The sequence below is a fragment of the Pantoea sp. Acro-807 genome (genome assembly GCF_011752675.1).
Classification (GTDB): Bacteria; Pseudomonadota; Gammaproteobacteria; order Enterobacterales; family Enterobacteriaceae; genus Pantoea; species Pantoea eucrina.
The window spans coordinates 44402-70238 of the sequence record NZ_VWXE01000006.1 but is presented as its reverse complement, the minus strand read 5'-3'; the positions used below and the strand labels follow the sequence as shown (position 1 = coordinate 70238).

At 57.0% G+C, this 25837-nt stretch carries 24 protein-coding genes and 1 pseudogene; 13 read left to right on the top strand and 12 right to left on the bottom strand.

The annotated features are described in order from the left end of the window. Positions 1-10 precede the first annotated feature (10 nt). The 5 genes from F3J39_RS14405 (at position 11) to F3J39_RS14385 (ending at position 5691) form a co-directional block, all read left to right on the top strand. Positions 11-958: a sugar kinase gene (locus F3J39_RS14405; protein WP_071668244.1), complete on the top strand. Its 948-nt coding sequence runs from the start codon at positions 11-13 to the stop codon at positions 956-958. A gap of 93 nt (positions 959-1051) precedes the next feature. Continuing rightward, positions 1052-2332 carry an MFS transporter gene (locus F3J39_RS14400; protein ID WP_071668245.1) on the top strand — a complete coding sequence of 427 codons (1281 nt, stop codon included), beginning with the start codon at positions 1052-1054 and terminating at the stop codon, positions 2330-2332. A gap of 67 nt (positions 2333-2399) precedes the next feature. Beyond that, positions 2400-3374, top strand: coding sequence for a glyoxylate/hydroxypyruvate reductase GhrB (ghrB, locus tag F3J39_RS14395; protein WP_039381539.1), 975 nt, complete (start codon positions 2400-2402; stop codon positions 3372-3374). An 84-nt stretch (positions 3375-3458) separates the two neighbouring features. Continuing rightward, complete coding sequence (locus tag F3J39_RS14390) at positions 3459-4745, top strand: valine--pyruvate transaminase (protein WP_166714343.1); 1287 nt, start codon at positions 3459-3461, stop codon at positions 4743-4745. A 40-nt stretch (positions 4746-4785) separates the two neighbouring features. Continuing rightward, a complete protein-coding gene (locus F3J39_RS14385; RefSeq protein ID WP_104085881.1) occupies positions 4786-5691 on the top strand; it encodes an EamA family transporter in 906 nt (301 codons plus the stop codon). A 57-nt stretch (positions 5692-5748) separates the two neighbouring features. On the opposite strand, the gene ibpA is transcribed toward F3J39_RS14385, so the two are convergent. Beyond that, a complete protein-coding gene (gene ibpA, locus F3J39_RS14380) occupies positions 5749-6165 on the bottom strand; it encodes a small heat shock chaperone IbpA (RefSeq protein WP_039381531.1) in 417 nt (138 codons plus the stop codon). A 287-nt stretch (positions 6166-6452) separates the two neighbouring features. On the opposite strand from ibpA, the gene F3J39_RS14375 reads away from it, so the two are divergent. Further along, positions 6453-6809, top strand: coding sequence for a YceK/YidQ family lipoprotein (locus F3J39_RS14375; protein ID WP_223811800.1), 357 nt, complete (start codon positions 6453-6455; stop codon positions 6807-6809). Here F3J39_RS14375 and F3J39_RS14370 read toward each other — a convergent pair. From F3J39_RS14370 to dnaA, 11 genes are all read right to left on the bottom strand, one after another. Next, positions 6778-8049: a DUF3748 domain-containing protein gene (locus F3J39_RS14370; RefSeq protein ID WP_104085882.1), complete on the bottom strand. Its 1272-nt coding sequence runs from the start codon at positions 8047-8049 to the stop codon at positions 6778-6780. The two genes, F3J39_RS14375 and F3J39_RS14370, sit on opposite strands and share 32 nt — an antisense overlap. Positions 8050-8150: 101 nt before the next feature. Next, on the bottom strand, positions 8151-9443 hold the full coding sequence (locus tag F3J39_RS14365) for an MFS transporter (protein ID WP_104085883.1): 1293 nt from the start codon (positions 9441-9443) through the stop codon (positions 8151-8153). Between the two features lie 244 nt (positions 9444-9687). Continuing rightward, on the bottom strand, positions 9688-10836 hold the full coding sequence (gene dgoD / locus F3J39_RS14360) for a galactonate dehydratase (protein ID WP_039381519.1): 1149 nt from the start codon (positions 10834-10836) through the stop codon (positions 9688-9690). Beyond that, on the bottom strand, positions 10833-11450 hold the full coding sequence (locus tag F3J39_RS14355; RefSeq protein WP_039381515.1) for a 2-dehydro-3-deoxy-6-phosphogalactonate aldolase: 618 nt from the start codon (positions 11448-11450) through the stop codon (positions 10833-10835). Before F3J39_RS14355 ends, dgoD begins: the two co-directional genes overlap by 4 nt. Further along, a complete protein-coding gene (locus tag F3J39_RS14350) occupies positions 11434-12312 on the bottom strand; it encodes a 2-dehydro-3-deoxygalactonokinase (protein ID WP_094111681.1) in 879 nt (292 codons plus the stop codon). The genes F3J39_RS14355 and F3J39_RS14350 overlap by 17 nt, the downstream gene beginning before the upstream one ends. After that, positions 12309-13007 (bottom strand): FadR/GntR family transcriptional regulator, encoded by a 699-nt coding sequence (locus F3J39_RS14345; RefSeq protein WP_039381509.1) that lies wholly within the window; start codon positions 13005-13007, stop codon positions 12309-12311. Before F3J39_RS14345 ends, F3J39_RS14350 begins: the two co-directional genes overlap by 4 nt. 373 nt (positions 13008-13380) lie before the next feature. Next, positions 13381-14190 carry a sugar-phosphatase gene (gene yidA, locus F3J39_RS14340; RefSeq protein ID WP_039381505.1) on the bottom strand — a complete coding sequence of 270 codons (810 nt, stop codon included), beginning with the start codon at positions 14188-14190 and terminating at the stop codon, positions 13381-13383. A gap of 194 nt (positions 14191-14384) precedes the next feature. After that, the gene (gene gyrB / locus F3J39_RS14335) at positions 14385-16793 is read right to left on the bottom strand and encodes a DNA topoisomerase (ATP-hydrolyzing) subunit B (RefSeq protein ID WP_039381501.1); all 2409 of its coding nucleotides are present in this window, start codon (positions 16791-16793) and stop codon (positions 14385-14387) included. A 17-nt stretch (positions 16794-16810) separates the two neighbouring features. Then, a complete protein-coding gene (recF, locus tag F3J39_RS14330) occupies positions 16811-17899 on the bottom strand; it encodes a DNA replication/repair protein RecF (RefSeq protein ID WP_071668250.1) in 1089 nt (362 codons plus the stop codon). 86 nt (positions 17900-17985) lie between these two features. Beyond that, on the bottom strand, positions 17986-19086 hold the full coding sequence (gene dnaN / locus F3J39_RS14325) for a DNA polymerase III subunit beta (RefSeq protein ID WP_039381494.1): 1101 nt from the start codon (positions 19084-19086) through the stop codon (positions 17986-17988). A gap of 5 nt (positions 19087-19091) precedes the next feature. Beyond that, positions 19092-20495 (bottom strand): chromosomal replication initiator protein DnaA, encoded by a 1404-nt coding sequence (gene dnaA / locus F3J39_RS14320; protein ID WP_145339783.1) that lies wholly within the window; start codon positions 20493-20495, stop codon positions 19092-19094. 599 nt (positions 20496-21094) lie between these two features. Between dnaA and rpmH the strand changes: the two genes are divergently transcribed. The 7 genes and pseudogenes from rpmH to F3J39_RS18995 form a co-directional block, all read left to right on the top strand. After that, positions 21095-21235 carry a 50S ribosomal protein L34 gene (gene rpmH, locus F3J39_RS14315; protein ID WP_003849659.1) on the top strand — a complete coding sequence of 47 codons (141 nt, stop codon included), beginning with the start codon at positions 21095-21097 and terminating at the stop codon, positions 21233-21235. A gap of 15 nt (positions 21236-21250) precedes the next feature. Then, a complete protein-coding gene (gene rnpA / locus F3J39_RS14310) occupies positions 21251-21610 on the top strand; it encodes a ribonuclease P protein component (RefSeq protein ID WP_071668251.1) in 360 nt (119 codons plus the stop codon). Beyond that, positions 21574-21831 carry a membrane protein insertion efficiency factor YidD gene (yidD, locus tag F3J39_RS14305; RefSeq protein ID WP_071668252.1) on the top strand — a complete coding sequence of 86 codons (258 nt, stop codon included), beginning with the start codon at positions 21574-21576 and terminating at the stop codon, positions 21829-21831. The genes rnpA and yidD overlap by 37 nt, the downstream gene beginning before the upstream one ends. A 2-nt stretch (positions 21832-21833) precedes the next feature. Continuing rightward, complete coding sequence (yidC, locus tag F3J39_RS14300) at positions 21834-23480, top strand: membrane protein insertase YidC (protein ID WP_065647883.1); 1647 nt, start codon at positions 21834-21836, stop codon at positions 23478-23480. Positions 23481-23584: 104 nt separating this feature from the next. Further along, positions 23585-24949 (top strand): tRNA uridine-5-carboxymethylaminomethyl(34) synthesis GTPase MnmE, encoded by a 1365-nt coding sequence (gene mnmE, locus F3J39_RS14295; RefSeq protein ID WP_071668253.1) that lies wholly within the window; start codon positions 23585-23587, stop codon positions 24947-24949. A gap of 352 nt (positions 24950-25301) precedes the next feature. Further along, positions 25302-25553, top strand: coding sequence for a helix-turn-helix domain-containing protein (locus tag F3J39_RS14290; protein ID WP_104085888.1), 252 nt, complete (start codon positions 25302-25304; stop codon positions 25551-25553). Continuing rightward, positions 25553-25799 (top strand): annotated as a pseudogene (locus F3J39_RS18995) (HipA N-terminal domain-containing protein); the annotation flags it as partial. The gene F3J39_RS14290 and the pseudogene F3J39_RS18995, both read left to right, overlap by 1 nt. Positions 25800-25837 lie beyond the last annotated feature (38 nt).

The following is a 25837-nucleotide window of genomic DNA, read 5'->3' as shown; positions in this document are numbered from 1 at the left end:
GGAGCCTGCCATGACACAACCTTCTCAACTTGATGTCGTCACCATTGGCGAAGCGATGGCGATGTTTATCGCGCAGCAAACCGGCGACCTTGCGGCGGCAGAGCGCTTTATCAAGCGTATTGCCGGCGCCGAACTGAACGTTGCCATCGGTCTGGCGCGTCTTGGCCTGCAGGTTGGCTGGGTCAGCCGCGTCGGGGATGACAGCTTCGGGCGCTTCACGCTGCAGCAGCTGGCAAAAGAGAGCGTTGATCACCGCTGTGTGACCACGGATGCCCGCTACCGTACCGGCTTTCAGCTGAAAGCGCGCGTCGACGACGGCTCCGATCCGGAAGTGGAATATTTCCGCAAAGGATCGGCGGCAAGCCACCTCTCGCCGGACGATTTTAATCCGGACTATTTTGGCAGCGCGCGCCATCTTCATCTGAGCGGCGTGGCCGCTGCGCTCTCTGATTCATCGCTGGCGCTGCTGCACTATGCGGCACAGACAATGCGGGCGCAGGGCAAAAGTATCTCTTTCGATCCCAATCTGCGTCCGGTGCTGTGGCGCAGCGAAGCAGAGATGCGCCAGCAGCTTAATGCGCTGGCAGAGTATGCCGACTGGGTGCTGCCGGGTGAAAAAGAGGGCTATATCCTGACCGGCTATCGCCAGCCGGAAGCGATTGCTGATTTCTACCTCGATAAGGGCGTCAAAGCGGTGGTGATTAAAACCGGCTGCGACGGTGCCTGGTATAAAACGGCACAGGGAGAAAAAGGCGTGGTCGCCCCGGTGCTGGTCGACAACGTGGTGGATACCGTGGGCGCAGGCGACGGCTTTGCCGTGGGCCTGATCAGCGCCCTGCTGGAAGATAAAACGCTGCCGCAGGCGATTCTGCGCGGCAATAAGATCGGATCGCTCGCTATTCAGGTAGCGGGAGACAGTGAAGGCTTACCCACCCGCGCGGCGCTGGGTGATTACTGAGTTACTGCGCCGGCACGATACTACTTACCCTACAACACTATTATTCTGAGGCGCATCCACGGAATGTGCCCGCCTCAACCAGAGGAGTCACGCATGAAATCGCAGACAATCGCGCCAAAACGCTGGTGGTATATCATGCCCATCGTGTTTATCACCTACAGTCTGGCGTATCTGGACCGGGCGAACTTCAGCTTCGCCTCTGCCGCAGGCATTAATGACGATCTCGGCATTACCAAAGGGATGTCATCGCTGCTGGGCGCGCTGTTTTTTCTCGGCTACTTCTTCTTTCAAATCCCCGGTGCTATCTATGCCGAGCGCCGCAGCGTAAAAAAACTGATTTTCTGGTGCCTGATCCTGTGGGGCGGCTGCGCTTCGCTGACCGGGATCGTCAGCAATATTCCGATGCTGGCAGCGATCCGCTTTATCCTCGGCGTGGTGGAAGCGGCCGTGATGCCCGCGATGCTGATCTACATCAGTAACTGGTTTACCAAGTCGGAGCGTTCGCGCGCCAATACCTTTCTGATCCTCGGCAACCCGGTCACCGTACTGTGGATGTCGGTGGTGTCCGGCTATCTGATTAACGCCTTTGGCTGGCGTGAGATGTTCATCATCGAAGGTTTTCCGGCGGTGATCTGGGCTATCGCCTGGTGGTTCCTGGTGCAGGATAAACCGGCGCAGGCAAAATGGATGAGCGATGAGGAAAAAGCCGCGCTGCAGGCGCAGCTGCAGAAAGAGCAGGAAAATATCAAAGCGGTGCGGAACTACAGCGAAGCGTTTCGCAATCGCAACGTCATCATCCTTTGCATGCAGTATTTTGCCTGGAGTATTGGCGTATACGGCTTTGTGCTGTGGCTGCCTTCCATTCTGCGTAACGGCACGCAGATGGGTATGGTGGAAGCGGGCTGGCTCTCAGCGGTGCCTTATCTGGTCGCTACTATCGCCATGGTGGTGGTGTCGTGGGCGTCTGATAAAACGCAGAACCGGAAACTGTTTGTCTGGCCGCTGCTGCTGATTGGCGCACTGGCGTTCCTTGGCTCTTATCTGGTAGGTCCGGGCAATTTCTGGCTCTCCTATGCGCTGCTGGTGATTGCCGGCGGAGCGATGTATGCCCCTTATGGTCCGTTCTTTGCCATCATTCCGGAAATGCTGCCGCGCAACGTTTCGGGTGGTGCCATGGCGCTGATTAACAGCATGGGTGCGCTGGGTTCCTTTATCGGTTCATGGATTGTCGGCTATCTTAATGGAGCAACCGGCAGCCCGGCCGCATCTTATATCTTCATGGGTTCAGCCCTGCTGGTTTCGGTCTGGCTGACGCTGATCGTCAAGCCTGCCGCAAACAAAACGCCGCCGATTCACGGGGCGAAGCACGCCTGAAAGCGTAAGAGATGACTTCTCCGGGCGGCACCTGTCGCCCGTCACCTATTTCTACAGGAAGCGATTCATGAAACCTGCTGTGATCCTCTACAAAAGCCTGCCTGACGATCTGCGCCGCCAGCTCGATACGCATTTTCACGTTACCGAAGTAAAAGATGTTTCACCGGAAACGGTGCGCCAGCATGCGGACGCGTTTGCGCAGGCAGAAGGTATTATCGGTTCCGGCGGCAAAGTCGATGACGCACTGCTGTCGCAGATGCCGGCGCTGCGCGCCTGCTCCACCGTCTCCGTCGGCTATGACAACTTTAACGTTGACGCGCTGAATCAGCGCAAGGTGCTGCTGATGCACACCCCGACGGTCCTGACCGAGACCGTAGCGGATACCATGATGGCGCTGGTACTGAGCACCGCACGCCGCGTGGCCGAGCTGGATAAATGGGTTAAAGAAGGCAACTGGAAAAAGAGCATCGGTCCGGATCTGTTTGGCACCGACGTTCACCACAAAACCATGGGGATTTTAGGCATGGGCCGTATTGGCCTGGCGCTGGCGCAGCGCGCCCATTTCGGTTTTGGTATGAATATTCTCTATAACGCCCGTCGTCAGCATGAAGAAGCGGAGAACCGCTTTCAGGCCCGCGCCTGCGATCTGGAGACGCTGCTGAAAGAGAGCGATTTTGTCTGCATCAGTCTGCCGCTCACCGAACAGACGCACCATATGATTGGTGCCGCGCAGCTGCAGCTGATGAAGCCCGGCGCAATTCTGATCAACGCGGGTCGCGGCCCGGTGGTGGATGAGCAGGCGCTGACGGCAGCGCTGAAAGCGGGCACCCTGCTGGCTGCCGGACTGGACGTTTTTGAGGTAGAACCCGTTCCCGCTGAGGCAGAGATCCTTACCCTGCCAAACGTGGTGGCGCTGCCGCATATTGGTTCAGCCACGCACGAGACGCGCTACGGCATGGCCCGTGATGCGGTTGAAAATCTGATTGCCGCGCTGACCGGTACACCGGATAAAAACTGCGTTAACCCGCAGGTTCTGCGCTGACAGGACCGCTTTAGCCATTGCGCCCGCCGCAGGCGGGCGTTATGGTGGTTTTCTCCATTCGCTTTCACAAAATTTTTACTTCCTATGTCCTTTTCTCAGTTCGGCGACAAATTTACGCAACCCACCGGTATCTCCCGTCTGATGGAAGATATGGGAGAGGGACTGCGCACACCCGGCACCATCATGCTGGGCGGCGGTAACCCGGCACAGATCCCGGCAATGAACGATTATTTTGACCAGCTGCTGCTGCAGATGCATAAAGATGGCACGCTGAGCGAGGCGCTGTGCAACTATGACGGGCCACGCGGCAAGGCGCAGCTGCTGGCATCGCTTGCCACCCTGCTGCGCGAGCAGTTTGGCTGGCCTGTCACGGCGCAAAATATTGCGCTGACCAACGGCAGCCAGAGCGCGTTTTTCTATCTGTTTAATCTGTTTGCCGGACACCGCGCCGACGGCAGTAAAAAGCGCGTGCTGTTTCCGCTGGCGCCGGAATATCTCGGTTACGCTGACGCCGGCCTCGAAGAGGGGCTGTTTGTTTCAGCGAAGCCCACCATCGAGCTGCTGCCAGAAGGGCAGTTTAAATATCATGTCGATTTCGACCATCTGCCGCTGCATGAGGATATCGGGCTGATTTGCGTTTCGCGCCCGACCAATCCGACCGGCAATGTGGTCACTGACGATGAGCTGTTGCAGCTGGATGCGCTGGCACAGCAGCACGGCGTGCCGCTGTTGATCGACAACGCCTACGGCGTGCCCTTCCCCGGTATCATTTTCAGCGAAGCGCGCCCGCTGTGGAATCCCAACACCATTCTCTGCATGAGCCTCTCCAAGCTCGGCCTGCCTGGCGCACGCTGCGGCATCATTATTGCCGATGAAAGCACCATCAGCGCGCTGGGTAATATGAACGGTATTATCAGCCTGGCGCCCGGCAGCATTGGCCCGGCGCTGGCAAACGAAATGATTGTACGCGGCGATCTGCTGCGCCTCTCTGATGAGGTTATCCGGCCATTTTATCAGGCTAAAGTGGCGGAAACGCTGGCGATCCTGCGTCGCTACCTGCCGGAAGATCGCTGTCTGATCCACAAGCCGGAGGGGGCAATTTTCCTCTGGCTCTGGTTTCGCGATCTGCCCATCACCACTGAAGTGCTCTATCAGCGTCTCAAAGCGCGCGGCGTGCTGATGGTGCCGGGCCACTTCTTCTTCCCGGGGCTGGAGCAGGCGTGGCCGCATACGCATCAGTGCATGCGCATGAACTACGTACCGGAAGCGGCAAAAATTGAGCAAGCAGTCCGGATCCTGGCGGAGGAGCTGGAGCGCGCGCTCCGCGAGGCCGAAAGCGTCACGTATCCCGCAGACGGGAACCAGATTTAACCGCCCGAAACCGGCTACAGCCTGAGAACAGGAAGCCCTTATGTCCGTGAAAGATATGCTGTTAGCGCTGTGCGTCGTTGTGGCGTGGGGCGTCAATTTTGTGGTGATCAAACTCGGGCTGCAGGGCATGCCGCCTTTTCTGCTGGCGGGACTGCGTTTTGCCCTGGTGGCGTTTCCGGCCCTGCTGTTTGTAAAGCGTCCGGCTATTCCGCTGCGCTGGCTGGTCATCTATGGCATGACGATCAGCTTCGGGCAGTTTGCCTTCCTGTTTTTAGCCATCAAGCTTGGCATGCCCGCCGGGGTAGCGTCGCTGGTGCTGCAGGCGCAGGCGTTCTTCACGCTGCTGCTGGGCGCGCTGCTGCTGGCTGAGAAGCTGCGCTGGAATCATATTACCGGCATCGTGATTGCGACCCTGGGGATGTATCTGCTCGCCAGCGCCGGTATGGCGGGCCAGACGGTAGGCGGCATTACCCTGACAACCATGCTGCTGACGCTGGCGGCGGCGGCCTCCTGGGGGCTGGGCAATATCACCAATAAAATCATTCTGCGCAATCACCGCGTACCGGTGATGTCGCTGGTGGTGTGGAGCGCGCTGGTGCCGGTTATTCCCTTTTTCATCTGCTCCTGGTGGTTTGAAGGCAGCGCGCTCATCGTGCACAGCCTGCAGGGCATTTCACTGCAGACTATTCTGGCGCTGATCTATCTGGCTTTCATCGCTACTATCATCGGTTATGGCATCTGGGGCCGGCTGCTGAGCCGCTATGAAACCTGGCGCGTCGCGCCGCTGACGCTGCTGGTGCCGGTGGTGGGGATTATCAGCGCGGCCGTTGTGCTGGATGAAGCACTGACCGCGCAGGAGCTGCTGGGCGCAGCGGTGATCGTTGCCGGTCTGCTGATCAATGTCTTTGGCGGCCTGCTGAGCCAGCGGCTGCTCTCCCGCGCCTGAATCTGATCAAAAAAAAAACGCCGCATTGCTGCGGCGCTTAAGGCTTATGTGATGGCCTTATTTCAGAATTTCAATCCGGCGCGGTTTCGCCTCTTCAGGAACGATGCGCTCCAGATCGATGCTCAGCAGACCGAGTTCGAGACGCGCATCGCGCACCACGATGTGATCGGCCAGCTGGAATTTACGCTCAAAATTGCGCTCGGCGATGCCCTGATAAAGATATTTGCGCTCCGGCTGCTCTTCAGGGTGCGCGCCGCGTACCACCAGCATATTGTCGTGGGCGGTGATATCCAGCTCATTCTGGGCAAAGCCTGCTACCGCAATCGTAATGCGGTAGTGGTTTTCATCCACCAGTTCGACATTGTAAGGAGGGTAGCCTCCGTTCGCCTGGTTCTGATTGGTTTCCAGCAGATTAAACAGACGATCGAAACCGATGGAAGAACGATAAAGTGGAGAGAGATCAAAGTTACGCATAATAAGACTCCTGATAATCAGCAAGTTTTGGCAACCTTCCACTATGGACAGGTTGTCCGGCCTGGCACTGTCCCATGCGGCAACAGTCATACGGCCGTAATGTGAAAATGGGTATGGTAGCGATCTTTTCAAGGGCCACCGGCGTGATTTTTTTGCAGCAAAACCGGTGAGATGACATACACTCAGGAAACCCTGCACCTGCACTGAAAACAGAGCCAGAGAGCGCTGATAACGTCAGGTGACATATTGCTGCCAGGGATGCAGCCATGACTGAAGGGATGATGACAATGAAGATGATAAAACGTTTTCCGCTGACCGGCCTGCTGGTGTGCTGTGTGATAACCACCTCCGGCTGCTCCAGCATGATGTCGCACTCCGGCGGCAGTCAGGGTTACTATCCTGGCACCCGCGCCAGTGCCAAAATGCTGACTGATGATGACACGGGCTGGGTGCTGAAGCCGCTGGCGCTGATCGATCTGCCCTTCTCTGCCGTGCTGGATACGCTGCTGCTGCCGTGGGACTACTTCCACGCCGGTGAGGACAAACGCAGCTCCTCACCGCGCGAACGCGTGCTGCAAAGTGAAAGAGAGGCCAATACCCAGGCGAGCCTCGCTACGGCTGCCGCGATGCCGGCGTCGCACTGACGCAGAACAGCTGGCGCCAGCCCTCCACTTCACGCATATAGGCGATCTGTTTTCCGTCCGGCGACCAGACCACTGCGTCGCCGCTCAGCGCGGCGGCAGTGACCGGCGTCAGTGGCGTACAGCGACCGTCTGCCATTTCGCAGCGCATTACGCGGTCGGCACAGATAAAGGCGACGGCATCACCCTGCGGATGCCAGCTGAACGCAGACTGGATACTGCTGCTGAGCCGGGTGATCTGCCGCGGCTCACCGCCGTTGGGCGACACGCTCCAGAACTGAATAATGTCCTGCTCATCGGCCAGCAGAAAGGCAATCGCGCTGCCGTCTGGCGCCGCGCGCAGCCAGTGACGCGGCTGCAGCGCCAGACCCCGGGTATGCGTCAGCCGCCGCTGCTGCACCCCTGCCGGCGGTGCCGGCATCCGGGTATCGCTGCCCTCCAGCGGCGAGCTGCCGGGACGGGCGTAATCAGCCAGCGCGTCCGGTAAATCCACGATAAACACCTCCGGCACCTTCTGCCCGCTGGCGCTGCGCGTGTCGCCGATAAAGGCGATAGCCCAGCGCTGCCAGCTGCCGTCAGCTTTCTGATAGCCGCGATCGCCAATCCAGCACTCTTCATAAGCGCGATCGATCGCATCGCTGCCGGGCTGCGGGTCGCGCTGCGTCTGGCTGATCAGCACGCAGTAGTGGCTGCCATCATACTCACGCGGATGTTTTTCAGCCGGACAGACCGGATGCAGCGGCACGGCCACGCCGACGTTGCGCAGGTCCTCGCGGCTGTCGCGCTCATGCATCACATGATCGTTGTAAGTAAAGCTGAGGCGGGTGCCGTCCGGGCTAAAGACATGCACATGCGATCCGCCGCGCAGCGCGCCCGGCGTATAGGGCGCGGTAATATCGCAGGCGTCCAGCGTCTCCGCATGGCCATTCTGCACGATCACGCCACGGCGATGGTGAAAATCGTAATGCCAGTGCGCATCAGGATGTTCCGGGCCATGAATAAAGACGTAGCGCGGCGGCAGGTCGGGGCTTACGGTCACCACCCCAACGTGAGCCCCGTCGCGCGCCTGATAGAGAAGCTCAACGGCGCCCGTAAAGACGTTAACCCGCTCAATGGTCAGGCCGGTAAAAGAGGCGCCGGAGGGGCGCACATCAAACGCCAGCCACTGGCTGTCGGCGGTCCAGACGTTGATATTGGTCAGCTGGTGATGACGCTGCGCAAAGGTAAGCTGTTTTTCTGACATGGGACGCTCTGACAAATAACCGATGCTGATACGGTACGCGATTCCCTGCCGGGGCGCAGCAGTTTTGCGGGGATGCGCGCTTCCATGCGCGTCTCGTCGGATCAGCCAACGCGTTTCACGTCGCCGACCAGCAGAATATAGGAGAGTGCGCCCACCAGCGCCACGGCGGAGATATACACCAGAGCCGGAGCAAAGCCATAATCCTGCGCCAGATAACCGACCACCAGCGGAACCGTAATACCGCCAAGTCCGCCGATAAAGTTGAACATGCCGCCGGTCAGACCAATCAGACGAACCGGTGCCAGCGATGATACCAGTGACCAGGTGATTGAGGCGAAACCGTTACCGAAGAACGCCAGCGCCATCAGCACCATAATCCACACGGGATCATTGGTGTAGTTAGCACCCATGATGCAGGTAGAGATCAGCAGACCGCAGATGATCGGCGTTTTGCGTGCGAAGCCGATTGAGCGTCCGCTGCGCACCAGCCTGTCGGCCACGATACCAGACAGGATCACGCCGAAAAAGGCGGCCAGAAACGGTACGGTTGTCATGAAACCGGCGGTTAATGCGGCAATATGCTTTTCCTGGGTCAGGTAGTTAGGGAACCATGTCAGGAAGAACCACAGCGTTGAGGTCACCGCAAACTGACCAAGGTACACGCCGCACAGTTTACGGTGGAACACCAGTTTCCAGTCGGCAGCTGTAAGCCGGGTGCGTGCTTTTTTCTCTGACGGCGCATCACCGTCAACCATTGCGCCACCTTCGCGAATATAGTCCAGCTCGGCCTGATTGATCCCTTTGCTGTGTCTGGGTGCCCGGTACACTTTGATCCACACCAGCGACCAGACGATGCCAATTCCGCCGGTAATGATAAACACCCAGTGCCAGCTGAGCAGCTCCTGGATCCAGATCAGCAGCGGCGTCAGGAATGCCAGTCCGACAAACTGTCCGGAGGTGTAGAAGCCAACGGCAGACGCACGCTCCTGCTCCGGAAACCAGCTGGTTACCAGGCGATTATTTGTCGGGAATGCCGGCGCCTCAAATACACCGGTAACCGCACGTAAGCTAATCAGCGATAATAAGCCCGTGGCAAATCCCTGAAATAATGTCGCCACCGACCAGCCGAGGATGGCAATAAAATAGGTCAGCCGCGAACCCACGCGATCGAGAAACCAGCCTCCGGGGATCTGGCAGAGCGTATATAGCCAGGCAAAGGCGGAAAAAACATAGCCCATTTCCGCTTTGGTAATGCCAAACTCCTCCTGAATATGAGCTGAGGCTACCGCTAAATTAGCGCGATCCACATAACAAATAACCACGGTAATAAAGATCATTAACAGCGTAATATAACGCCGCCGCGTTGGTCTGGCCTGAACAGCAGAGAGATCCATGGTGTTTCTCCGTCATGATGTTGTCCGCAGGGCGCAACAAGGCGCACCGCAAACAATGCAGGGTAAGATAGTCAGATGTAATCCGCCGTAGCGGTAAATATACCGTGCCGTCAGTAAGGCTGAGGGGTAGCCTGAGCCTTATTTACCCGGCACTTTTTTTAAAATATTTATAAATTTCCAACAGCCTGAATAATCCGGCCTGACGCAGGGTGATTATTTTAATCAGTCACCCGCAGAGCAGCGATCACCATTCAGCCACAGAGCCGTCCGGGAAGCGCCATAGCGGATTACGCCAGTCTGGCGCATTTTTACTGCGCTCAATCACCAGCTCTTCGTTAATTTCCACGCCAAGGCCTGGTTTATTCGACGGATAAAAGTGGCCATCATCCATTTTAAAATCGTCTTTATTAATAACGTAATCGAGCAGTTCGGCACCCTGATTGTAGTGAATACCCATGCTCTGCTCCTGGAATACCGCATTACGCGATACGAAGTCGACATGCAGACAGGCCGCGAGCGCAATCGGGCCCAGCGGACAGTGCGGCGCCAGCGCAACATCATACGACTCTGCCATGGCGGCAATTTTGTAGCATTCGGTGATGCCGCCAGCGTGCGACAGATCGGGCTGGAGAATGGCCAGCCCGCCCGCTTCCAGCACGCGTTTGAACTCAAACCGCGAGAACATCCGCTCACCGGCAGCGATCGGCAGGTGAGTCTGCGCAGCCAGGCGCGGATAGTATTCCGCCTGCTCGGCCAGCACCGGCTCTTCAATAAACAGCGGACGATAGGGCTCCAGCTCTTTAATCAGCACTTTTGCCATCGGCGCGCTGACGCGGCCGTGGAAATCGAGGCCAAACTCAATCTCGCTGCCGAACGCTTCGCGGATTTGCGCCACGGTATTGACCGCCGCGTCGACTTTGCGCGAGTTATCGATGATACCCATCTCTTCGCAGCCGTTGAGCTTGAAGGTATCAAACCCGATGGCGCGCAGTTTCTGAATGCCATCGATGACCTCCGCCGGCCGGTCGCCGCCTACCCAGCTATACGCTTTGATACTGTCGCGTACCAGACCGCCCAGCAGCTGATATACCGGTACGCCAAGCGCTTTGCCTTTGATATCCCACAACGCCTGATCGATGCCGGCAATGGCACTCATCAGAATCGGACCACCGCGGTAAAAGCCGCCGCGGTACATCACCTGCCATAAGTCGTTGATGCGCGCCGGATCCTGCCCGACCAGATACTCTGACAGCTCATGCACCGCTGCTTCGACGCTGCGGGCGCGTCCTTCAATTACCGGTTCACCCCAGCCGGTGATGCCCTCGTCGGTTTCGATTTTCAGGAACATCCAGCGCGGCGGCAGACGATACGTCGTGAGTCGGGTAATTTTCATTGTACAGCGTCCTTGTAAGCAGCAATAAATGCGCGGGCTTTCTCTGCCGTGCGTGACAGCGGCTGGCCGGCGCGATAGAGATCGCTGCCCAGACCGGCGCCGATGCAGCCTGCAGCCATAAATTCATGCAGATTTTCGGGTGTAACGCCGCCAACGGCAAACACCGGGACTTCCGGCGGCAGGACCGCTTTCAGCGCTTTGATATAGCCGGGGCCAAAGGCTGAAGAGGGGAAAATTTTCAGCGCCTGCGCCCCCGCCTTTAAAGCGGTAAAGGCTTCTGAAGCGGTAGCACAGCCGGCTGCAACAATCATGCCCTGCGCGACCGCCTGGCGAATCACGTCCGCATCCGTGTTGGGCGTGACCACCAGCCTGCTGTTCAGCGTGGCCAGCCTGTCGACCTGTGCCGTTTCCAGCACCGTTCCTGCGCCAATCAGCGCGCTATCGCCAAACGTTGCCACCATCGCCCCGATGCTTTGCGCCCAGTCGGGCGAATTCAGCGGAATTTCGATGGCATCAAAGCCAGCCTCAATGAGCGCACCGACGTGCGCTTCAGCTTCATCCGGTGTTATGCCGCGCAGAATAGCAATCAGCGGCAGTTTAGTGGGCCAGGACATTCGCAATACTCCTCATTCCATGCTGGAATGCAACATCGCCTTCCAGCGTAACTGAATCCCGGTTAATAAACGTCAGCGCCTGCTGATAACGCTGCGCCAGCGTGTGGCCGCCAATAATGGCGATCGGCTGTGGTGATGCAGCCATGCGCTGCGTCATCAGCGCCACTTCATGACCGATTAACAGGCCGGAAAGAAACTCACTGACATGACGGCGATCGCGGGCGCCCAGCACATGCGCCGCGCGCACTTCAAACAGGCGGGCAATAACAGACGCATCCTGACACCCTCTTTCCACCCCCTGCATAAATGCCGTCTGAGAAGTCTCCTGTTCGGGCAGACCGGCGCCAATCAGCGACTGCTGCAGCAGTAAATGGTGCAACTCACCGGTCATGACCGTACGGAAGTCCAGCACCCGATCCTGTTCCAGCTGAACCCATTTGGCATGCGTGCCGGGCATTACACACAGCGCTACCGGCTGCAGCGTTAACGCACCCAGCAGCTGCGTCTCTTCACCGCGCATCACGTTGTAGTTATCATCACGTTCAACGCTTAGTCCCGGCACAATCCATGCTTTTTGCTCCACACGCGTCAGGTGAGCGTGCAGCGCATTCAGGCTGGCCGGACAGGGCAGATAGGGGACCGACAGCCAGCCGGCATTGCTGCCGACCATGCCGGCCATGATCACCGGCACCTCATCTACAGGCCAGCCAGCGGTGACGCTGGCAAAGACCTGCGCTGGCGTCTGCCCGCCGAGGCGCGTGATGCCGGCGGGGGAGCGGCGTTCATCAACGCAGACGCCCTGCTGATAATGCCAGGCGCGTAAATTCGTTGAGCCCCAGTCAATAGCGATATAGCTGGTCACAAAATCTCTCTCAGTCGGGCCGTGGAGCTGGCAATCATCGCTTTTGCTGCACGTTCCGCGGCGTCACTATCCTGATGACGAATAGCGTCGTACAGCGCTTTATGTTCAGCTAATGTGCGCGGCATATTGCCGGCGTCCGCCATGTACGTCTGCGCAAACACCGCTTTCTGGAGCTGGCTTATCGCGACGTTAAGCTGCTGCAGCACCGGATTATGTACCGAGCCCATCACCGCTTCGTGATAGCGAATATCCGCGTCGTTAAACGCTTCGCGATCGAGATGGTTTGCCACCATATCGTTATAGGCCTGTTCGATAGCGGCCAGATCGGTTGAGGTCGCCCGCTCGGCTGACCAGCGCGCAATCTGCGGCTCAACCAGCACGCGCACTTCGTTCATGGCGGCAATCAGGCGCGGATCCTGATCGTGCGCCAGCGCCCACTGCAATACATCGCTATCGAGATAATTCCACTGATTGCGCGGGGTCACGAACGCACCGCGGTAACGCTTCATCTCCATCAGGCGCTTTGCGATCAGCGCACGATAAACCTCACGGATGATGTTGCGTGAGGTCCCGAATTGTTCGCACAGCTCTGCTTCTGCGGGCAGCGCCGCACCCGGCACATACTTACCGGCGACAATCTCTTCACCCAGCGTATGGATAATGCGCTCTGTTTTGCTCAGCTGTTGTTGTGTCATGGGAGTCCGGTATATGAAGGGCATCAGCCCGTCAGATTACTGCGTTCCTGGTTTGAAACCTAACGGCTGCCTGAGCCATTGCGGACGATTGTAGTACTACATATGTATCTCGTACTACAATTCAGATCACAAAACAGACAATCGATGCGGATTTTACCGATCGGCAGGCCCTGCCGGCTCGTCATGACGCGCACAGCGTCAGCGTTTAACCACGGCAATGAGGAAGCCTGAAGCGCGCGGCTGGTCTGAGAAGGAGGTGATGCCGGTGCGGCAGGCCATACGACCTTCCACAACCGGCACAGAGATACCGCGGTGAGGGGGATTATCTGCGGGGCTCCCGCAGCGTGCCGGGAATCATATAAACGTGCTGGGGTTACAGCACCAGCTCTTCGATAGCGTGCGCAACGCCATCTTCCATATTGGTTTTAGTCACGAACTGAGCGATCTTTTTCACTGAGTCGATGGCATTACCCATCGCCACGCCGGTGCCGGCATACTCAATCATCGCCAGATCGTTCTCCTGATCCCCAATCGCCATCACTTCTGACTGCTGCAGGCCGAGTTTTTCCGCCAGCATCTTCACGCCATAGCCTTTGTTCACCAGCGGGTTGAGGATCTCCAGAAAATAAGGCGCGCTTTTCAGGACGGTGTAGCTCTCCTGCATGCGCGCTGGCAGCCTGGCAATCGCTTTATCCAGCAGCGCCGGCTTATCGATCATCATAATTTTCGGGAATCGCGTCGCCGGATCCATCTCTTCAACCGCACGATAGCGCACCGGAATACCGGTCAGGCTGGCTTCATGAATGGTGTATTCGCTGATGTCTTTATTGGGGGTATAGAGGGACGATTTGTCGAACGCCTGAAAATGCACGCCGAGTTCGCGCGCCAGCTGCTCAAGATAGAGGTAATCATCAAAGCTCAGCGTTTTCTCAGCCACCACGTCACCGCTATCGGCCTTGTGCGCCAGCGCACCGTTATTGCTGATGCAGTACTGACCCGGCTGGCGCAGATCCAGCTCCATCAGATAGCGCTCAACGCCGACAAACGGGCGGCCGGTCGCCAGCACAATCGACACGCCCTTGTCGCGCGCGCGCCCAATCGCTGTTTTTACCGCCGGAGTGATTTCGTGCTGCGGATTCAGCAGCGTGCCGTCCATATCGATCGCAATCAGTTTTATCGCCATAACGTCCTCGGTTAATTCAGGGTCTGACTTTCATGCTAGCGCGATTCAGCTCTCATTGACCAGTTTATCGGCGCGGCGGATCGCAGATGCGGTGGGCGGCAGGCTGAGCCTGGTGGTTGAGATGCCGGATGGTGCAGGAGAAAGGACTTTGCAGATATAAAAAACCCCTCCCGGGCGGGAGGGGTCAGAGCGTATCAGATATCGATGTTAGCGGCTTTCAGCGCGTTCTCTTCGATAAAGGCGCGACGCGGCTCCACCGCATCGCCCATCAGCGTGGTGAAGAGCTGATCGGCAGCAATCGCATCCCTGATGGTGACGCGCAGCATACGGCGGCTGTCCGGATCCATGGTGGTTTCCCACAGCTGCTCCGGGTTCATCTCGCCCAGCCCTTTATAGCGCTGAATGGAGAGACCGCGGCGTGACTCTTTCACCAGCCACTCAATCGCCTGCTCGAAGCTGGCAACCGGCTGACGACGTTCGCCACGCTCGATATAGGCGTCCTCTTCAATCAGGCCGCGCAGCTGCTCGCCCAGCGCACAGATTTTGCGATACTCCGGGCCACCGATAAACTCGCTATCCAGCGGGTAGTCGGTATCCACACCGTGGGTGCGCACACGCAGTACCGGCTCAGCCAGCTGCAGCTCACGATTTTCGCGTACCTGTGCCACATAGGTGCTGCCGTGTGCTTCACGCTCGTTAAGATACGCCACCAGCGTCTCCAGCCAGCTGCTGACGGCGGCGGTATCATCCAGCCCTGCCAGCGTTGGATGGTAAACCAGCGCATTAAGCAGGGCTGCCGGGAAGCGACGCTCCATGCGTTTGATCATCTTCTGCGTACTGTTGTACTCCGCGACCAGGCTCTCCAGCGGCTCACCGCCCAGCGCCGGTGCGCTGGCGTTGGTGTGCAGCGTAGCGCCGTCCAGCGCGATGGCGATCTGATACTGATCCATCGCGTCGGTGTCTTTAATATACTGTTCCTGCTTGCCTTTTTTCACTTTAAACAGCGGCGGCTGCGCAATGTAAACGTGGCCGCGCTCAATGATTTCCGGCATCTGACGGTAGAAGAAGGTCAGCAGCAGCGTACGGATATGTGAGCCATCGACGTCCGCATCGGTCATGATAATGATGCTGTGATAGCGCAGCTTATCCGGATTGTACTCATCGCGGCCGATACCGCAGCCCAGCGCGGTGATCAGCGTGGCGACTTCCTGCGAAGAGAGCATTTTATCGAAACGCGCTTTCTCTACGTTGAGGATTTTACCCTTCAGCGGCAGAATCGCCTGGTTTTTACGGTTACGCCCCTGCTTCGCCGATCCGCCTGCAGAGTCACCCTCCACCAGGTAGATTTCAGAGAGCGCCGGATCGCGCTCCTGACAGTCTGCCAGCTTGCCCGGCAGGCCGGCCAGATCCAGCGCGCCTTTGCGGCGGGTCATCTCACGCGCACGGCGTGCTGCTTCGCGCGCGCGCGCCGCATCGATGATTTTGCCTACCACAATTTTTGCATCCGCCGGGTTTTCCAGCAGGTATTCGCTCAGCAGCTCATTCATCTGCTGCTCTACCGCCGATTTTACTTCGGAGGAGACCAGCTTATCTTTGGTCTGCGAGGAGAACTTCGGATCCGGCACTTTCACGGAAACCACGGCAATCAGGCCTTCACGCGCATCGTCACCGGTGGCGCTGACTTTGGCTTTTTTGCTGTAGCCCTCTTTATCCATATAGGCATTGAGCGTGCGCGTCATCGCCGCACGGAAACCGGCGAGATGCGTCCCGCCGTCGCGCTGCGGAATGTTATTGGTAAAGCAGTAGATGTTTTCCTGGAAACCATCGTTCCACTGCAGCGCCACTTCCACACCGATGCCATCTTTCTCGGTAGAGAAATAGAATACGTTAGGGTGAATCGGGTTTTTGTTGCGGTTCAGATACTCCACAAACGCCCTGATGCCGCCTTCATAGTGGTAGTGATCGCTCTTGTCATCACGCTTATCCTGCAGGCGAATAGAGACGCCGGAGTTCAGGAACGACAGCTCACGCAGGCGTTTGGCAAGAATCTCATATTCAAAATCGGTGACGTTGGTAAAGGTCTCGTGGCTTGGCCAGAAGCGTACGCGCGTACCGGTCGTCTCGGTATCGCCGGTAACCGCCAGCGGCGCCTGCGGCACGCCGTGCACGTAGGTCTGCTGATGCACTTTGCCGTCGCGACGAATGGTCAGCTCCAGCTTCTGCGACAGGGCATTAACCACGGAAACGCCAACGCCGTGCAGGCCGCCCGACACTTTGTAAGAGTTGTCATCAAACTTACCGCCGGCGTGCAGAACGGTCATGATCACTTCCGCCGCCGAGACACCCTCTTCCGGGTGAATACCGGTTGGAATACCGCGCCCGTCATCCTGCACCGACACGGAGTTATCCGCGTGGATAGTGACCACGATGTCACTGCAGTGTCCGGCGAGCGCTTCGTCGATGGCGTTATCCACGACCTCGAATACCATGTGATGCAGACCGGTGCCGTCATCCGTATCGCCGATATACATACCCGGGCGTTTGCGTACCGCATCAAGCCCTTTCAGGACTTTGATACTTGAGGAGTCATAAGAATTCGACATCAACGTTTCTCGCTCATTTAATCTTCAGGTTGAACCGCTATTTTACCCTGTTCCACGCGGAACATCTTGCCCTTTTCGTCGCTCATATCGATTACATGCTCTGTGCCAATAGCGCTGACAAACACCTGAGCCTGCGTGGCTTTCAGCCGCTCAGCCAGCAGTCGCCGGCGCGTGTCATCCAGCTCGGATGCGAAGTCATCAATCAGGTATAAACAGCGACGTCCGCTGCTGCGCGTCAGGTACTCACCCTGCGCTAAACGCAGGGCGCACATCAGCAGCTTCAGCTGTCCGCGTGAGAGTAAATCTTCTACCGGCGTCCCTTCAGCACGAATGCGGAAATCCGCTTTGTGCGGGCCGCTGGCGGTGTAGGTAAGCGCGCGATCGCGCTCAAAATTGCGCTCCAGCAGATCGCCATAGTCGCTCTCTTTATCCCAGCCGCGCTGGAAAGAGAATGACAGGGCAAACTCAGGCAAAAACTGGCTGCAGGTCGCGGTGATCTCGCTGGCGATGGCCGCGCTGTACTCCGCGCGCCAGGCGCTGATCTGCGCGGCCAGCGGCACCAGCTCCTGATCCCACGGACGAATCTGGCTGTAGCGTGAGGCCTGACGCAGCGCCGCGTTACGCTGCTTCAGCAGGCGACGCAGGTTGCTCCAGGCGATAAAAAAACCGGGATAAGCATGAAAACAGCCCCAGTCGATATAGGCTCTGCGGTATTTGGGGCCGCCGTTGAGCAATGTAAACCCCTCAGGCGTAATCAGCTGCATCGGCAGCAGCTGCGCCAGCTCGGCCACTTTATGCCCGTCGCTGCCGTCAATCCGCACCTTGCTGTCGCCGGCGCGGTTTTTGGTCAGCCCCACCGCCAGCGCGCGTTCACCGCCGCCATCAATACGCCCGTGCAGGACAAACGCCTCCTGCTCGTGACGGATCACCCGCCCCGCCTGCAGGCTGCGAAACGCCCGTCCGTGACCCAGCGTATAAATCGCCTCCAGCACGCTGGTTTTACCGCTGCCGTTGGCGCCGACAAGAAAGTTAAAGCCGGGTGCGAGGTCCAGGTCAGCCTGCTCAATATTACGAAAATCTTTAATCAGAAGGCGGGTTAAAGCCATGACGTGTTCCGGGGATCAACGTAGGGGAGCCATTAATGGCTCCCGAAGTGGTGCAAAAATCCGTCAGGTCGGCATAAATGCCGCCCCTACAATCTCATCGGCATGACGACGTATGCCGCAGCTGGACTGGCTACGTCTTCAATCTGTACGCTGGAAACAGAGTCGGTAAGCAGCAGACGGACGTTCTCGCACTTCAGCGCATTCAGCACATCCAGTACGTAGCTGACGTTAAAGCCAATCTCCAGCTCGGTGCCGCTATAAGAGACATCCAGCATCTCTTCCGCCTCTTCCTGCTCCGGGTTGTTTGCCGTGATTTTCAGCTGATTTTCAGTGATGTAGATGCGTACGCCGCGGAATTTCTCATTGGACAAAATAGCCGCACGGGCAAACGCCTGCTTGAGCAGATCGCAGCCCGCCTCCAGCGCCTTGTCCGGATTTTTGGGCAGAACGCGCCGGTAGTCAGGAAAACGACCATCCACCAGCTTAGAGGTGAAGATGAAATCGCCTACATGCGCCCGAATGTTGCTGCTGCCAATCTGCACGCGCAGCGGGTTCTCACCGCCGTCCAGCAGGCGGACCAGCTCAATGACCCCTTTACGCGGTACGATCACAGAATGGTTTGGCAGCGCCTGACCAATCGGCATGGCGCAGACCGCCAGACGGTGACCGTCGGTTGCAACGGTACGCAGCTCTTCACCTTCGGTCTCAAACAGCATACCGTTAAGGTAGTAACGTACATCCTGATGCGCCATTGAAAACTGCGTGGCTTCAATCAGCCGCTTCAGCGTGGCCTGCGGCAGCGTAAATTCAACCTCGCTTTGCCAGTCATCCAGGTTAGGAAAATCGCTGGCAGGCAGCGTTGACAGTGAAAAACGACTGCGTCCGGAACGCACCAGCATGCGATCGCCTTCCAGCGTAACGCTGATTTCAGCGCCTTCCGGCAGGCCACGGCAGATATCAAGGAATTTGCGCGCCGGCACCGTGGTGGCGCCAGGCTCGTGGGCCTGATTCAGCGCCACGCGCGCTACCATTTCCATTTCCAGATCGGTTCCGGTCAGCAACAACGACCCTTCATTTACCTGCAGCAGCAAATTTCCGAGGATCGGCAGCGTCGGACGTCCGCCAAGCGGACCACTTACCTGTTGCAGGGGTTTCAGCAACTGCTCACGTTCAACAATAAATTTCATATGCGTCAGGAAGATAATGTTCGGATAAGGTTAGAGAAATCTTCTTTGATGTCGTGGCTCTCTTCACGCAGCTGCTCGATTTTTCGGCAGGCGTGCAGCACGGTGGTATGGTCCCGGCCACCAAACGCATCGCCAATTTCTGGCAGACTATGGTTGGTCAGCTCTTTTGCCATCGCCATCGCCATTTGACGCGGCCGCGCCACAGAGCGCGACCGGCGTTTCGACAGCAAATCCGCCACTTTGATTTTGTAATATTCCGCTACGGTTTTCTGAATGTTGTCGATGGTAACCAGCTTCTCCTGCAGCGCCAGCAAATCGCGCAGCGCTTCACGCACGAAATCGATGGTAATGGCGCGTCCGGTAAAGTTTGCATTCGCGATCACGCGGTTCAGCGCCCCTTCAAGCTCACGCACGTTGGAACGCAGACGTTTGGCAATGAAGAAAGCGACTTCACCCGGCAGGCGGATATCGTTCTCATCTGCTTTTTTCATCAGAATGGCCACGCGCGTTTCCAGTTCAGGCGGCTCAATGGCTACGGTCAGACCCCAGCCAAAGCGTGACTTGAGACGATCTTCCACGCCGTTAATCTCTTTAGGATAACGGTCAGAGGTGAGAATGATCTGCTGATTGCCTTCCAGCAGCGCGTTGAAGGTGTGAAAAAACTCCTCCTGCGAGCGCTCTTTATTGGCAAAGAACTGAATATCATCGATCAGCAGCGCGTCCACGGAACGGTAGTAGCGTTTGAACTCTTCAATCGCATTGTTCTGCAGCGCTTTTACCATGTCCTGCACAAACCGCTCTGAGTGCATGTAGACCACTTTGGCGTTGGGTTTACGGGCAATAATGCCATTACCGACCGCATGCAGCAGGTGCGTTTTACCCAGACCCGTGCCGCCATAAAGGAACAGCGGGTTGTAGGCACCACCAGGATTATCTGCCACCTGGCGTGCCGCCGCGCGCGCCAGCTGGTTTGATTTACCCTCAACAAAGTTGTCGAAGTTATGGCGGTTGTTCACGTTCGAGCGATAGGTCACGTCCGCAGGTGCCGGCACTGAATCCCAGCTCGGACGCAGCAGCTGTGCCGGTGCCGGACGGGTTTCCACCGGTGCCGGCGCGCTGACGGTGCTGGTCATAACCGGCTGTGCAGCAGCAACCTGCGCCATAGGACGCGTACCCACTTCAAATCGCAGCAACGGCACATTTGCGCCGCAGAATTCGTTCAGCAGCCCATTAATACTGTTGAGGTATTTATCCCGAACCCAGTCGAGTACAAACCGATTTGGTGCATATAAGGCCAGCGTATTGTCGTTTAATTCAGCCTGCAGTGGACGGATCCACATGCTGAATTCGGTGGCAGGTAATTCATCCTGCAAACGGGCAAGACACTGTTGCCAAAGCGTAAGTGACACGGCGGACTCCACTCGTACAAAATCGATAAGAATTTCAGGCGCTAATAATAGAAACTGTCTTTTTTGACACAGGCGGTCAGAAAGCGCCTGCGACCGCTGTCTGCGGTAGTCATCCCCGGCGATCGCAGTGAGGATCGTCAGCGGAAGGGCGGATCATAGCGCAAAGCGCACCAGAGATCTTCCCTTTCTACACAGTTTTGATCCAATTTATCCACAGGGTGTAAAACCTTTGAACAGTTTATCCGTTCTGACAAAAAAGCAAGCGAAGATCGCGCAGCAGACGCGAATTTTTCAGCCGCCGTCGCGTTTTTTTTCCTGTGGATAGCGTGTGCGATCGCAAGAAGATCCTGGACGATCCTTGCGCTTTCCTTTACAGGCCGTATAATTCCCCACCCGGCATTGGCACGTGGTGCATTAATGCCCGGAATCGCGGTGTTTCCGGGTATTCAGGTCCCGCGACCAGCGAAGTAAATTGACTCCGGACTGTACAATTATTACAATCCCGCCTCTTTATTAAAGACACATTGAGGCGTCGGTCGCTTTACTGCCCCGAAAACGCGTCACCCAGTGAAATTTTTCAAGTTTAGGTAGAAATCGCCATGAAACGCACTTTTCAACCGTCCGTACTGAAGCGCAACCGTTCACACGGCTTCCGTGCTCGTATGGCAACCAAAAATGGTCGTCAGGTTCTGGCACGTCGTCGTGCTAAAGGCCGTTCTCGTCTGACCGTTTCTAAGTAATAAAAGCTAACCCTCGTGGTTCAGCTCGCATTTCCCAGGGAGTTACGTTTGTTAACTCCCGCTCATTTCACTTTCGTCTTCCAGCAACCTCTTCGGGCTGGCACGCCGCAAATCACCATCCTCGGCCGCCGCAATTCGCTGGGGCATCCCCGCATCGGTCTTACCGTCGCTAAAAAGCATGTAAAGCGCGCGCATGAACGTAACCGGATCAAGCGATTGACCCGGGAAAGTTTTCGTCTGCGTCAGCATGAACTGCCTGCGATGGATTTTGTTATTGTTGCGAAAAAGGGGATTGCTGACCTCGATAACCGGGCACTGATGGAAGCGTTGGAGAAACTATGGCGTCGTCACTGTCGCCTGGCTCGCGGCTCCTGATCGCACTGATACGCGTTTATCAACGCGCTATCAGCCCTCTGCTGGGACCTCATTGTCGGTTCCATCCCACCTGTTCGCAGTACGGGATTGAGGCCCTGCGCCGTTTCGGCGTGATAAAAGGCAGTTGGTTGACGATTAAACGCGTATTAAAATGCCACCCGCTAAACCCGGGTGGCGACGATCCTGTGCCGCCAAAAACCTTTGATACCAGAGAACATTAACGATGGATTCGCAACGCAATCTCTTTCTCATCGCTTTTCTGTTCGTGTCTTTTATGATCTGGCAAGCCTGGCAGACGGACCACGCTCCGCAGCCACAGCAGACCCAGACCACGCAGAACACAAGCAGCGCAGCGGGTGATGCCGCCACTTCCGGCGTGCCGGCCAGCGGTCAGGGCAAAACGATCACCGTTAAAACTGACGTCCTGTCACTCAATATCAACACGCGCGGTGGTGATATTGAACAGGCTCAGCTGCTGACCTACCCGGATAAACTCGGCTCCGACGCGCCATTCCAGCTGCTGGAAACCACGCCGGCATTTGTTTATCAGGCGCAGAGCGGCCTGACCGGTCGTAACGGCCCGGACAACCCGAACAATGGCGCGCGTCCGCTCTATACTGCCGCACAGGATAGCTTCGACATGGCCGATGGCCAGACTGAGCTGCGTGTGCCGCTGAGCTGGACTGGCGAAAACGGTGTGGTTTATACCAAAACCTTCATCTTCAAGCGTGGCGAGTTCGCGGTTAACGTTGACTACAACATCAATAACACCTCACAGCAGCCGCTGGAAGTGGCGATGTTTGGCCAGCTGAAGCAGACCATCGACCTGCCTAAGCATCGCGACACGGGCAGCAACAACTTTGCGCTGCACACCTTCCGCGGTGCCGCCTACTCCACCAGCGATGCGAAATATGAAAAATATAAGTTCGACACCATCGCTGATAACGAGAATCTGAGCACCACCACCAGCAACGGCTGGGTTGCGATGCTGCAGCAATATTTCGCCACGGCGTGGGTGCCACGTACGCAGGGTAATAACACCCTGTATACCAGCAACCTCGGCAACGGCGTAGCGGCGATCGGCTATAAGTCAGCGCCGGTTACCGTTGGTGCAGGTGCACAGCAGACGCTGGGCGCAACGCTGTGGGTCGGCCCGGAAATTCAGGATAAGATGGCTGCGATTGCGCCGCACCTTGACCTGACCGTGGATTACGGCTGGCTGTGGTTTATCTCTCAGCCACTGTTCAAGCTGCTGAAGTTCCTGCACAGCTTTATCGGTAACTGGGGCTTCTCCATTATCGTCATCACCTTCATCGTGCGCGGCATCATGTACCCGCTGACTAAAGCGCAGTACACCTCGATGGCTAAGATGCGCATGCTGCAGCCGAAGATTCAGGCGATGCGTGAGCGTCTGGGCGATGACAAGCAGAAGCAGAGCCAGGAAATGATGGCGCTCTACAAAGCGGAGAAAGTGAATCCGCTGGGTGGCTGTCTGCCGCTGGTGATTCAGATGCCTATCTTCCTGGCGCTCTACTATATGCTCTCTGGCTCGGTAGAACTGCGTCACGCACCGTTTGTACTGTGGATCCATGACCTCTCTGCACAGGACCCGTACTACATTCTGCCGGTGCTGATGGGTATCACCATGTTCTTCATTCAGAAGATGTCACCGACCACCGTGACCGATCCGATGCAGCAGAAGATCATGACCTACATGCCGGTGATCTTTACCGTCTTCTTCCTGTGGTTCCCGGCAGGTCTGGTGCTGTACTACATCGTCAGCAACCTGGTCACCATTCTCCAGCAGCAGCTGATTTACCGCGGCCTGGAAAAACGGGGCCTGCACAGCCGCGATAAGAAGAAAGCGTAACCTTCAGCCCGGCTGAGCAACAGGTATAATCAAGGGGCGGCATTTATGTCGCCCTGTTTTTTTTCTATTTTTCAGCCCGGCACAGTGCGGGCAAGAGGACGATCATGAGCCACAGCGATACTATCGTTGCGCAGGCAACCCCACCGGGCCGCGGCGGCGTCGGTATACTGCGTATCTCAGGCACCCGGGCAGCAGACGTTGCGCAGGCGCTGCTGGGTAAGCTGCCAAAGCCGCGCTATGCCGATTATCTGCCCTTTACCGATGCAGATGGCAGCGTGCTGGATCAGGGCATTGCGCTGTGGTTTCCGGGTCCGAACTCCTTTACCGGTGAAGATGTGCTGGAGCTGCAGGGGCATGGCGGACCGGTTATCCTGGACCTGCTGCTGAAACGTATTGTCGCCCTCCCCGGCCTGCGTATTGCGCAGCCAGGTGAGTTTTCTGAGCGCGCGTTTCTGAATGACAAGCTCGATCTGGCGCAGGCTGAGGCGATTGCCGATCTGATTGATGCCAGCTCGGAACAGGCGGCGCGCTCGGCAGTGAACTCGCTGCAGGGCGTGTTTTCACAGCGCGTAAATGCGCTGGTGGAGGCGCTGACCCACCTGCGCATCTATGTTGAGGCCGCTATCGATTTCCCGGATGAGGAGATCGACTTTCTTTCCGACGGTAAGATTGAAGCGCAGCTTAATGCGGTGATCGGCGACCTGAATGGCGTACGCGCTGAAGCACGTCAGGGCAGCCTGCTGCGTGAGGGCATGAAGGTGGTGATTGCCGGACGCCCGAATGCAGGTAAGTCGAGCCTGCTGAATGCGCTGGCGGGACGCGAAGCGGCTATCGTTACCGACATTGCCGGCACCACGCGCGATGTCCTGCGCGAACATATCCATATTGATGGAATGCCGCTGCATATCATTGATACCGCCGGACTGCGCGAAGCCAGTGATGAAGTCGAGCGCATCGGCATCGAGCGCGCCTGGCAGGAGATTGAACAGGCCGATCGGGTGCTGTTTATGGTCGATGGCACCACAACGGACGCTACCGAAGCGGCGGCTATCTGGCCCGACTTTGTGGCACGCTTACCGGCGGCGCTGCCCATTACCGTGGTGCGTAACAAAGCGGATATGACCGGTGAGATCCTGGGGCTGAGTGAGATGAACGGCCATGCGCTAATCCGCCTTTCAGCCCGGACCGGCGACGGTGTGGAAACGCTGCGCGATCATCTGAAACAGAGCATGGGCTTTGCCGGCAATATAGAAGGCGGATTCCTTGCGCGCCGTCGCCATCTGCAGGCGCTGGAGAGTGCCGCCACGCATCTGCAGCAGGGGAAAGCGCAGCTGCTGGGCGCGTGGGCGGGTGAGCTGCTCGCGGAAGAGCTGCGGCTGGCACAGCAGGCGCTCAGCGAAATTACCGGCGAGTTTACCTCTGACGATCTGCTGGGCCGTATCTTCTCCAGCTTCTGTATCGGGAAATAATACGGCGAGAAATAGCTGAAAATAGAATAAACAATTGAATATAATAATATTATTTTGAATGTTCGTGCCTGATTCTGATACCTAACGGTATCTGCATCAGGCGTCTTTCTGGATATGCGACTGGTAACCCCCTCCCCTCAATCTTTTAAATTTCCATAAGGTCTGCTTTTTGAATATTTCCAGAAGCGATTCCTGACCAGGGTGTCCATAATCTGGCTACTGTTTATAACAGTCAGCAACTAATTACCCACCATAACATGCATGAATTTTCTTACACGCTATAGCGTGTAAGCTTTGATTTACCTGCTTAAGCGTGTAAATTAAAATCATCCGATTAACAGGATGCCACGATATGAAGATTATTAATGTCAGCCAGCTCAGCGCTCACCTGCGAGATGTTCGTCTGTCAAAAAAACTGTCTCAGGGAAAAGTGGCCAGCAAGGTAGGGATTCGCCAGGACACCGTATCCAGCTTTGAACTCCAGCCAGGCAACAGCAGGCTGGAAACTTTTTTCAGGATATTGTCAGCACTGGAGCTGGAGCTGGAGGTGAAACCCAAAGGCAGCGATACCCAAAGCTCTGAAGGCTGGAAAGAGGAGTGGTAATGGCTGAACTGGATGTCTACATGAATGGCTATAAGGTGGGTGTTTTTAGCCGTGCCGGGACCGGTGCTCATGCATTTCAATATGCTGAGGCCTGGCTTAATCAGACCGGCAGCCGTCCTGTATCACTTTCCATGCCCTTGCGGCGACAGCCTTATCAGGGCAATGAAGTTTAACTTCTTCGATAATCTATTGCCAGATAACCCGGAGATCAGAGGCCGAATCCTGGCCCGCTATAACGCAGACTCAACCCAGCCCTTCGACCTTTTGGCACGAATCGGTGCCGA

What these genes read in the sequence shown, in the direction of transcription:
- F3J39_RS14405 (WP_071668244.1), top strand. Translation starts at nt 11, where the DNA reads ATGACACAACCTTCTCAACTTGATGTCGTCACCATTGGCGAAGCGATG.
- F3J39_RS14400 (WP_071668245.1), top strand. Translation starts at nt 1,052, where the DNA reads ATGAAATCGCAGACAATCGCGCCAAAACGCTGGTGGTATATCATGCCC.
- ghrB (WP_039381539.1), top strand. Translation starts at nt 2,400, where the DNA reads ATGAAACCTGCTGTGATCCTCTACAAAAGCCTGCCTGACGATCTGCGC.
- F3J39_RS14390 (WP_166714343.1), top strand. Translation starts at nt 3,459, where the DNA reads ATGTCCTTTTCTCAGTTCGGCGACAAATTTACGCAACCCACCGGTATC.
- F3J39_RS14385 (WP_104085881.1), top strand. Translation starts at nt 4,786, where the DNA reads ATGTCCGTGAAAGATATGCTGTTAGCGCTGTGCGTCGTTGTGGCGTGG.
- ibpA (WP_039381531.1), bottom strand. Translation starts at nt 6,165, where the DNA reads ATGCGTAACTTTGATCTCTCTCCACTTTATCGTTCTTCCATCGGTTTC.
- F3J39_RS14375 (WP_223811800.1), top strand. Translation starts at nt 6,453, where the DNA reads ATGAAGATGATAAAACGTTTTCCGCTGACCGGCCTGCTGGTGTGCTGT.
- F3J39_RS14370 (WP_104085882.1), bottom strand. Translation starts at nt 8,049, where the DNA reads ATGTCAGAAAAACAGCTTACCTTTGCGCAGCGTCATCACCAGCTGACC.
- F3J39_RS14365 (WP_104085883.1), bottom strand. Translation starts at nt 9,443, where the DNA reads ATGGATCTCTCTGCTGTTCAGGCCAGACCAACGCGGCGGCGTTATATT.
- dgoD (WP_039381519.1), bottom strand. Translation starts at nt 10,836, where the DNA reads ATGAAAATTACCCGACTCACGACGTATCGTCTGCCGCCGCGCTGGATG.
- F3J39_RS14355 (WP_039381515.1), bottom strand. Translation starts at nt 11,450, where the DNA reads ATGTCCTGGCCCACTAAACTGCCGCTGATTGCTATTCTGCGCGGCATA.
- F3J39_RS14345 (WP_039381509.1), bottom strand. Translation starts at nt 13,007, where the DNA reads ATGACACAACAACAGCTGAGCAAAACAGAGCGCATTATCCATACGCTG.
- yidA (WP_039381505.1), bottom strand. Translation starts at nt 14,190, where the DNA reads ATGGCGATAAAACTGATTGCGATCGATATGGACGGCACGCTGCTGAAT.
- gyrB (WP_039381501.1), bottom strand. Translation starts at nt 16,793, where the DNA reads ATGTCGAATTCTTATGACTCCTCAAGTATCAAAGTCCTGAAAGGGCTT.
- recF (WP_071668250.1), bottom strand. Translation starts at nt 17,899, where the DNA reads ATGGCTTTAACCCGCCTTCTGATTAAAGATTTTCGTAATATTGAGCAG.
- dnaN (WP_039381494.1), bottom strand. Translation starts at nt 19,086, where the DNA reads ATGAAATTTATTGTTGAACGTGAGCAGTTGCTGAAACCCCTGCAACAG.
- rpmH (WP_003849659.1), top strand. Translation starts at nt 21,095, where the DNA reads ATGAAACGCACTTTTCAACCGTCCGTACTGAAGCGCAACCGTTCACAC.
- yidD (WP_071668252.1), top strand. Translation starts at nt 21,574, where the DNA reads ATGGCGTCGTCACTGTCGCCTGGCTCGCGGCTCCTGATCGCACTGATA.
- yidC (WP_065647883.1), top strand. Translation starts at nt 21,834, where the DNA reads ATGGATTCGCAACGCAATCTCTTTCTCATCGCTTTTCTGTTCGTGTCT.
- mnmE (WP_071668253.1), top strand. Translation starts at nt 23,585, where the DNA reads ATGAGCCACAGCGATACTATCGTTGCGCAGGCAACCCCACCGGGCCGC.
- F3J39_RS14290 (WP_104085888.1), top strand. Translation starts at nt 25,302, where the DNA reads ATGAAGATTATTAATGTCAGCCAGCTCAGCGCTCACCTGCGAGATGTT.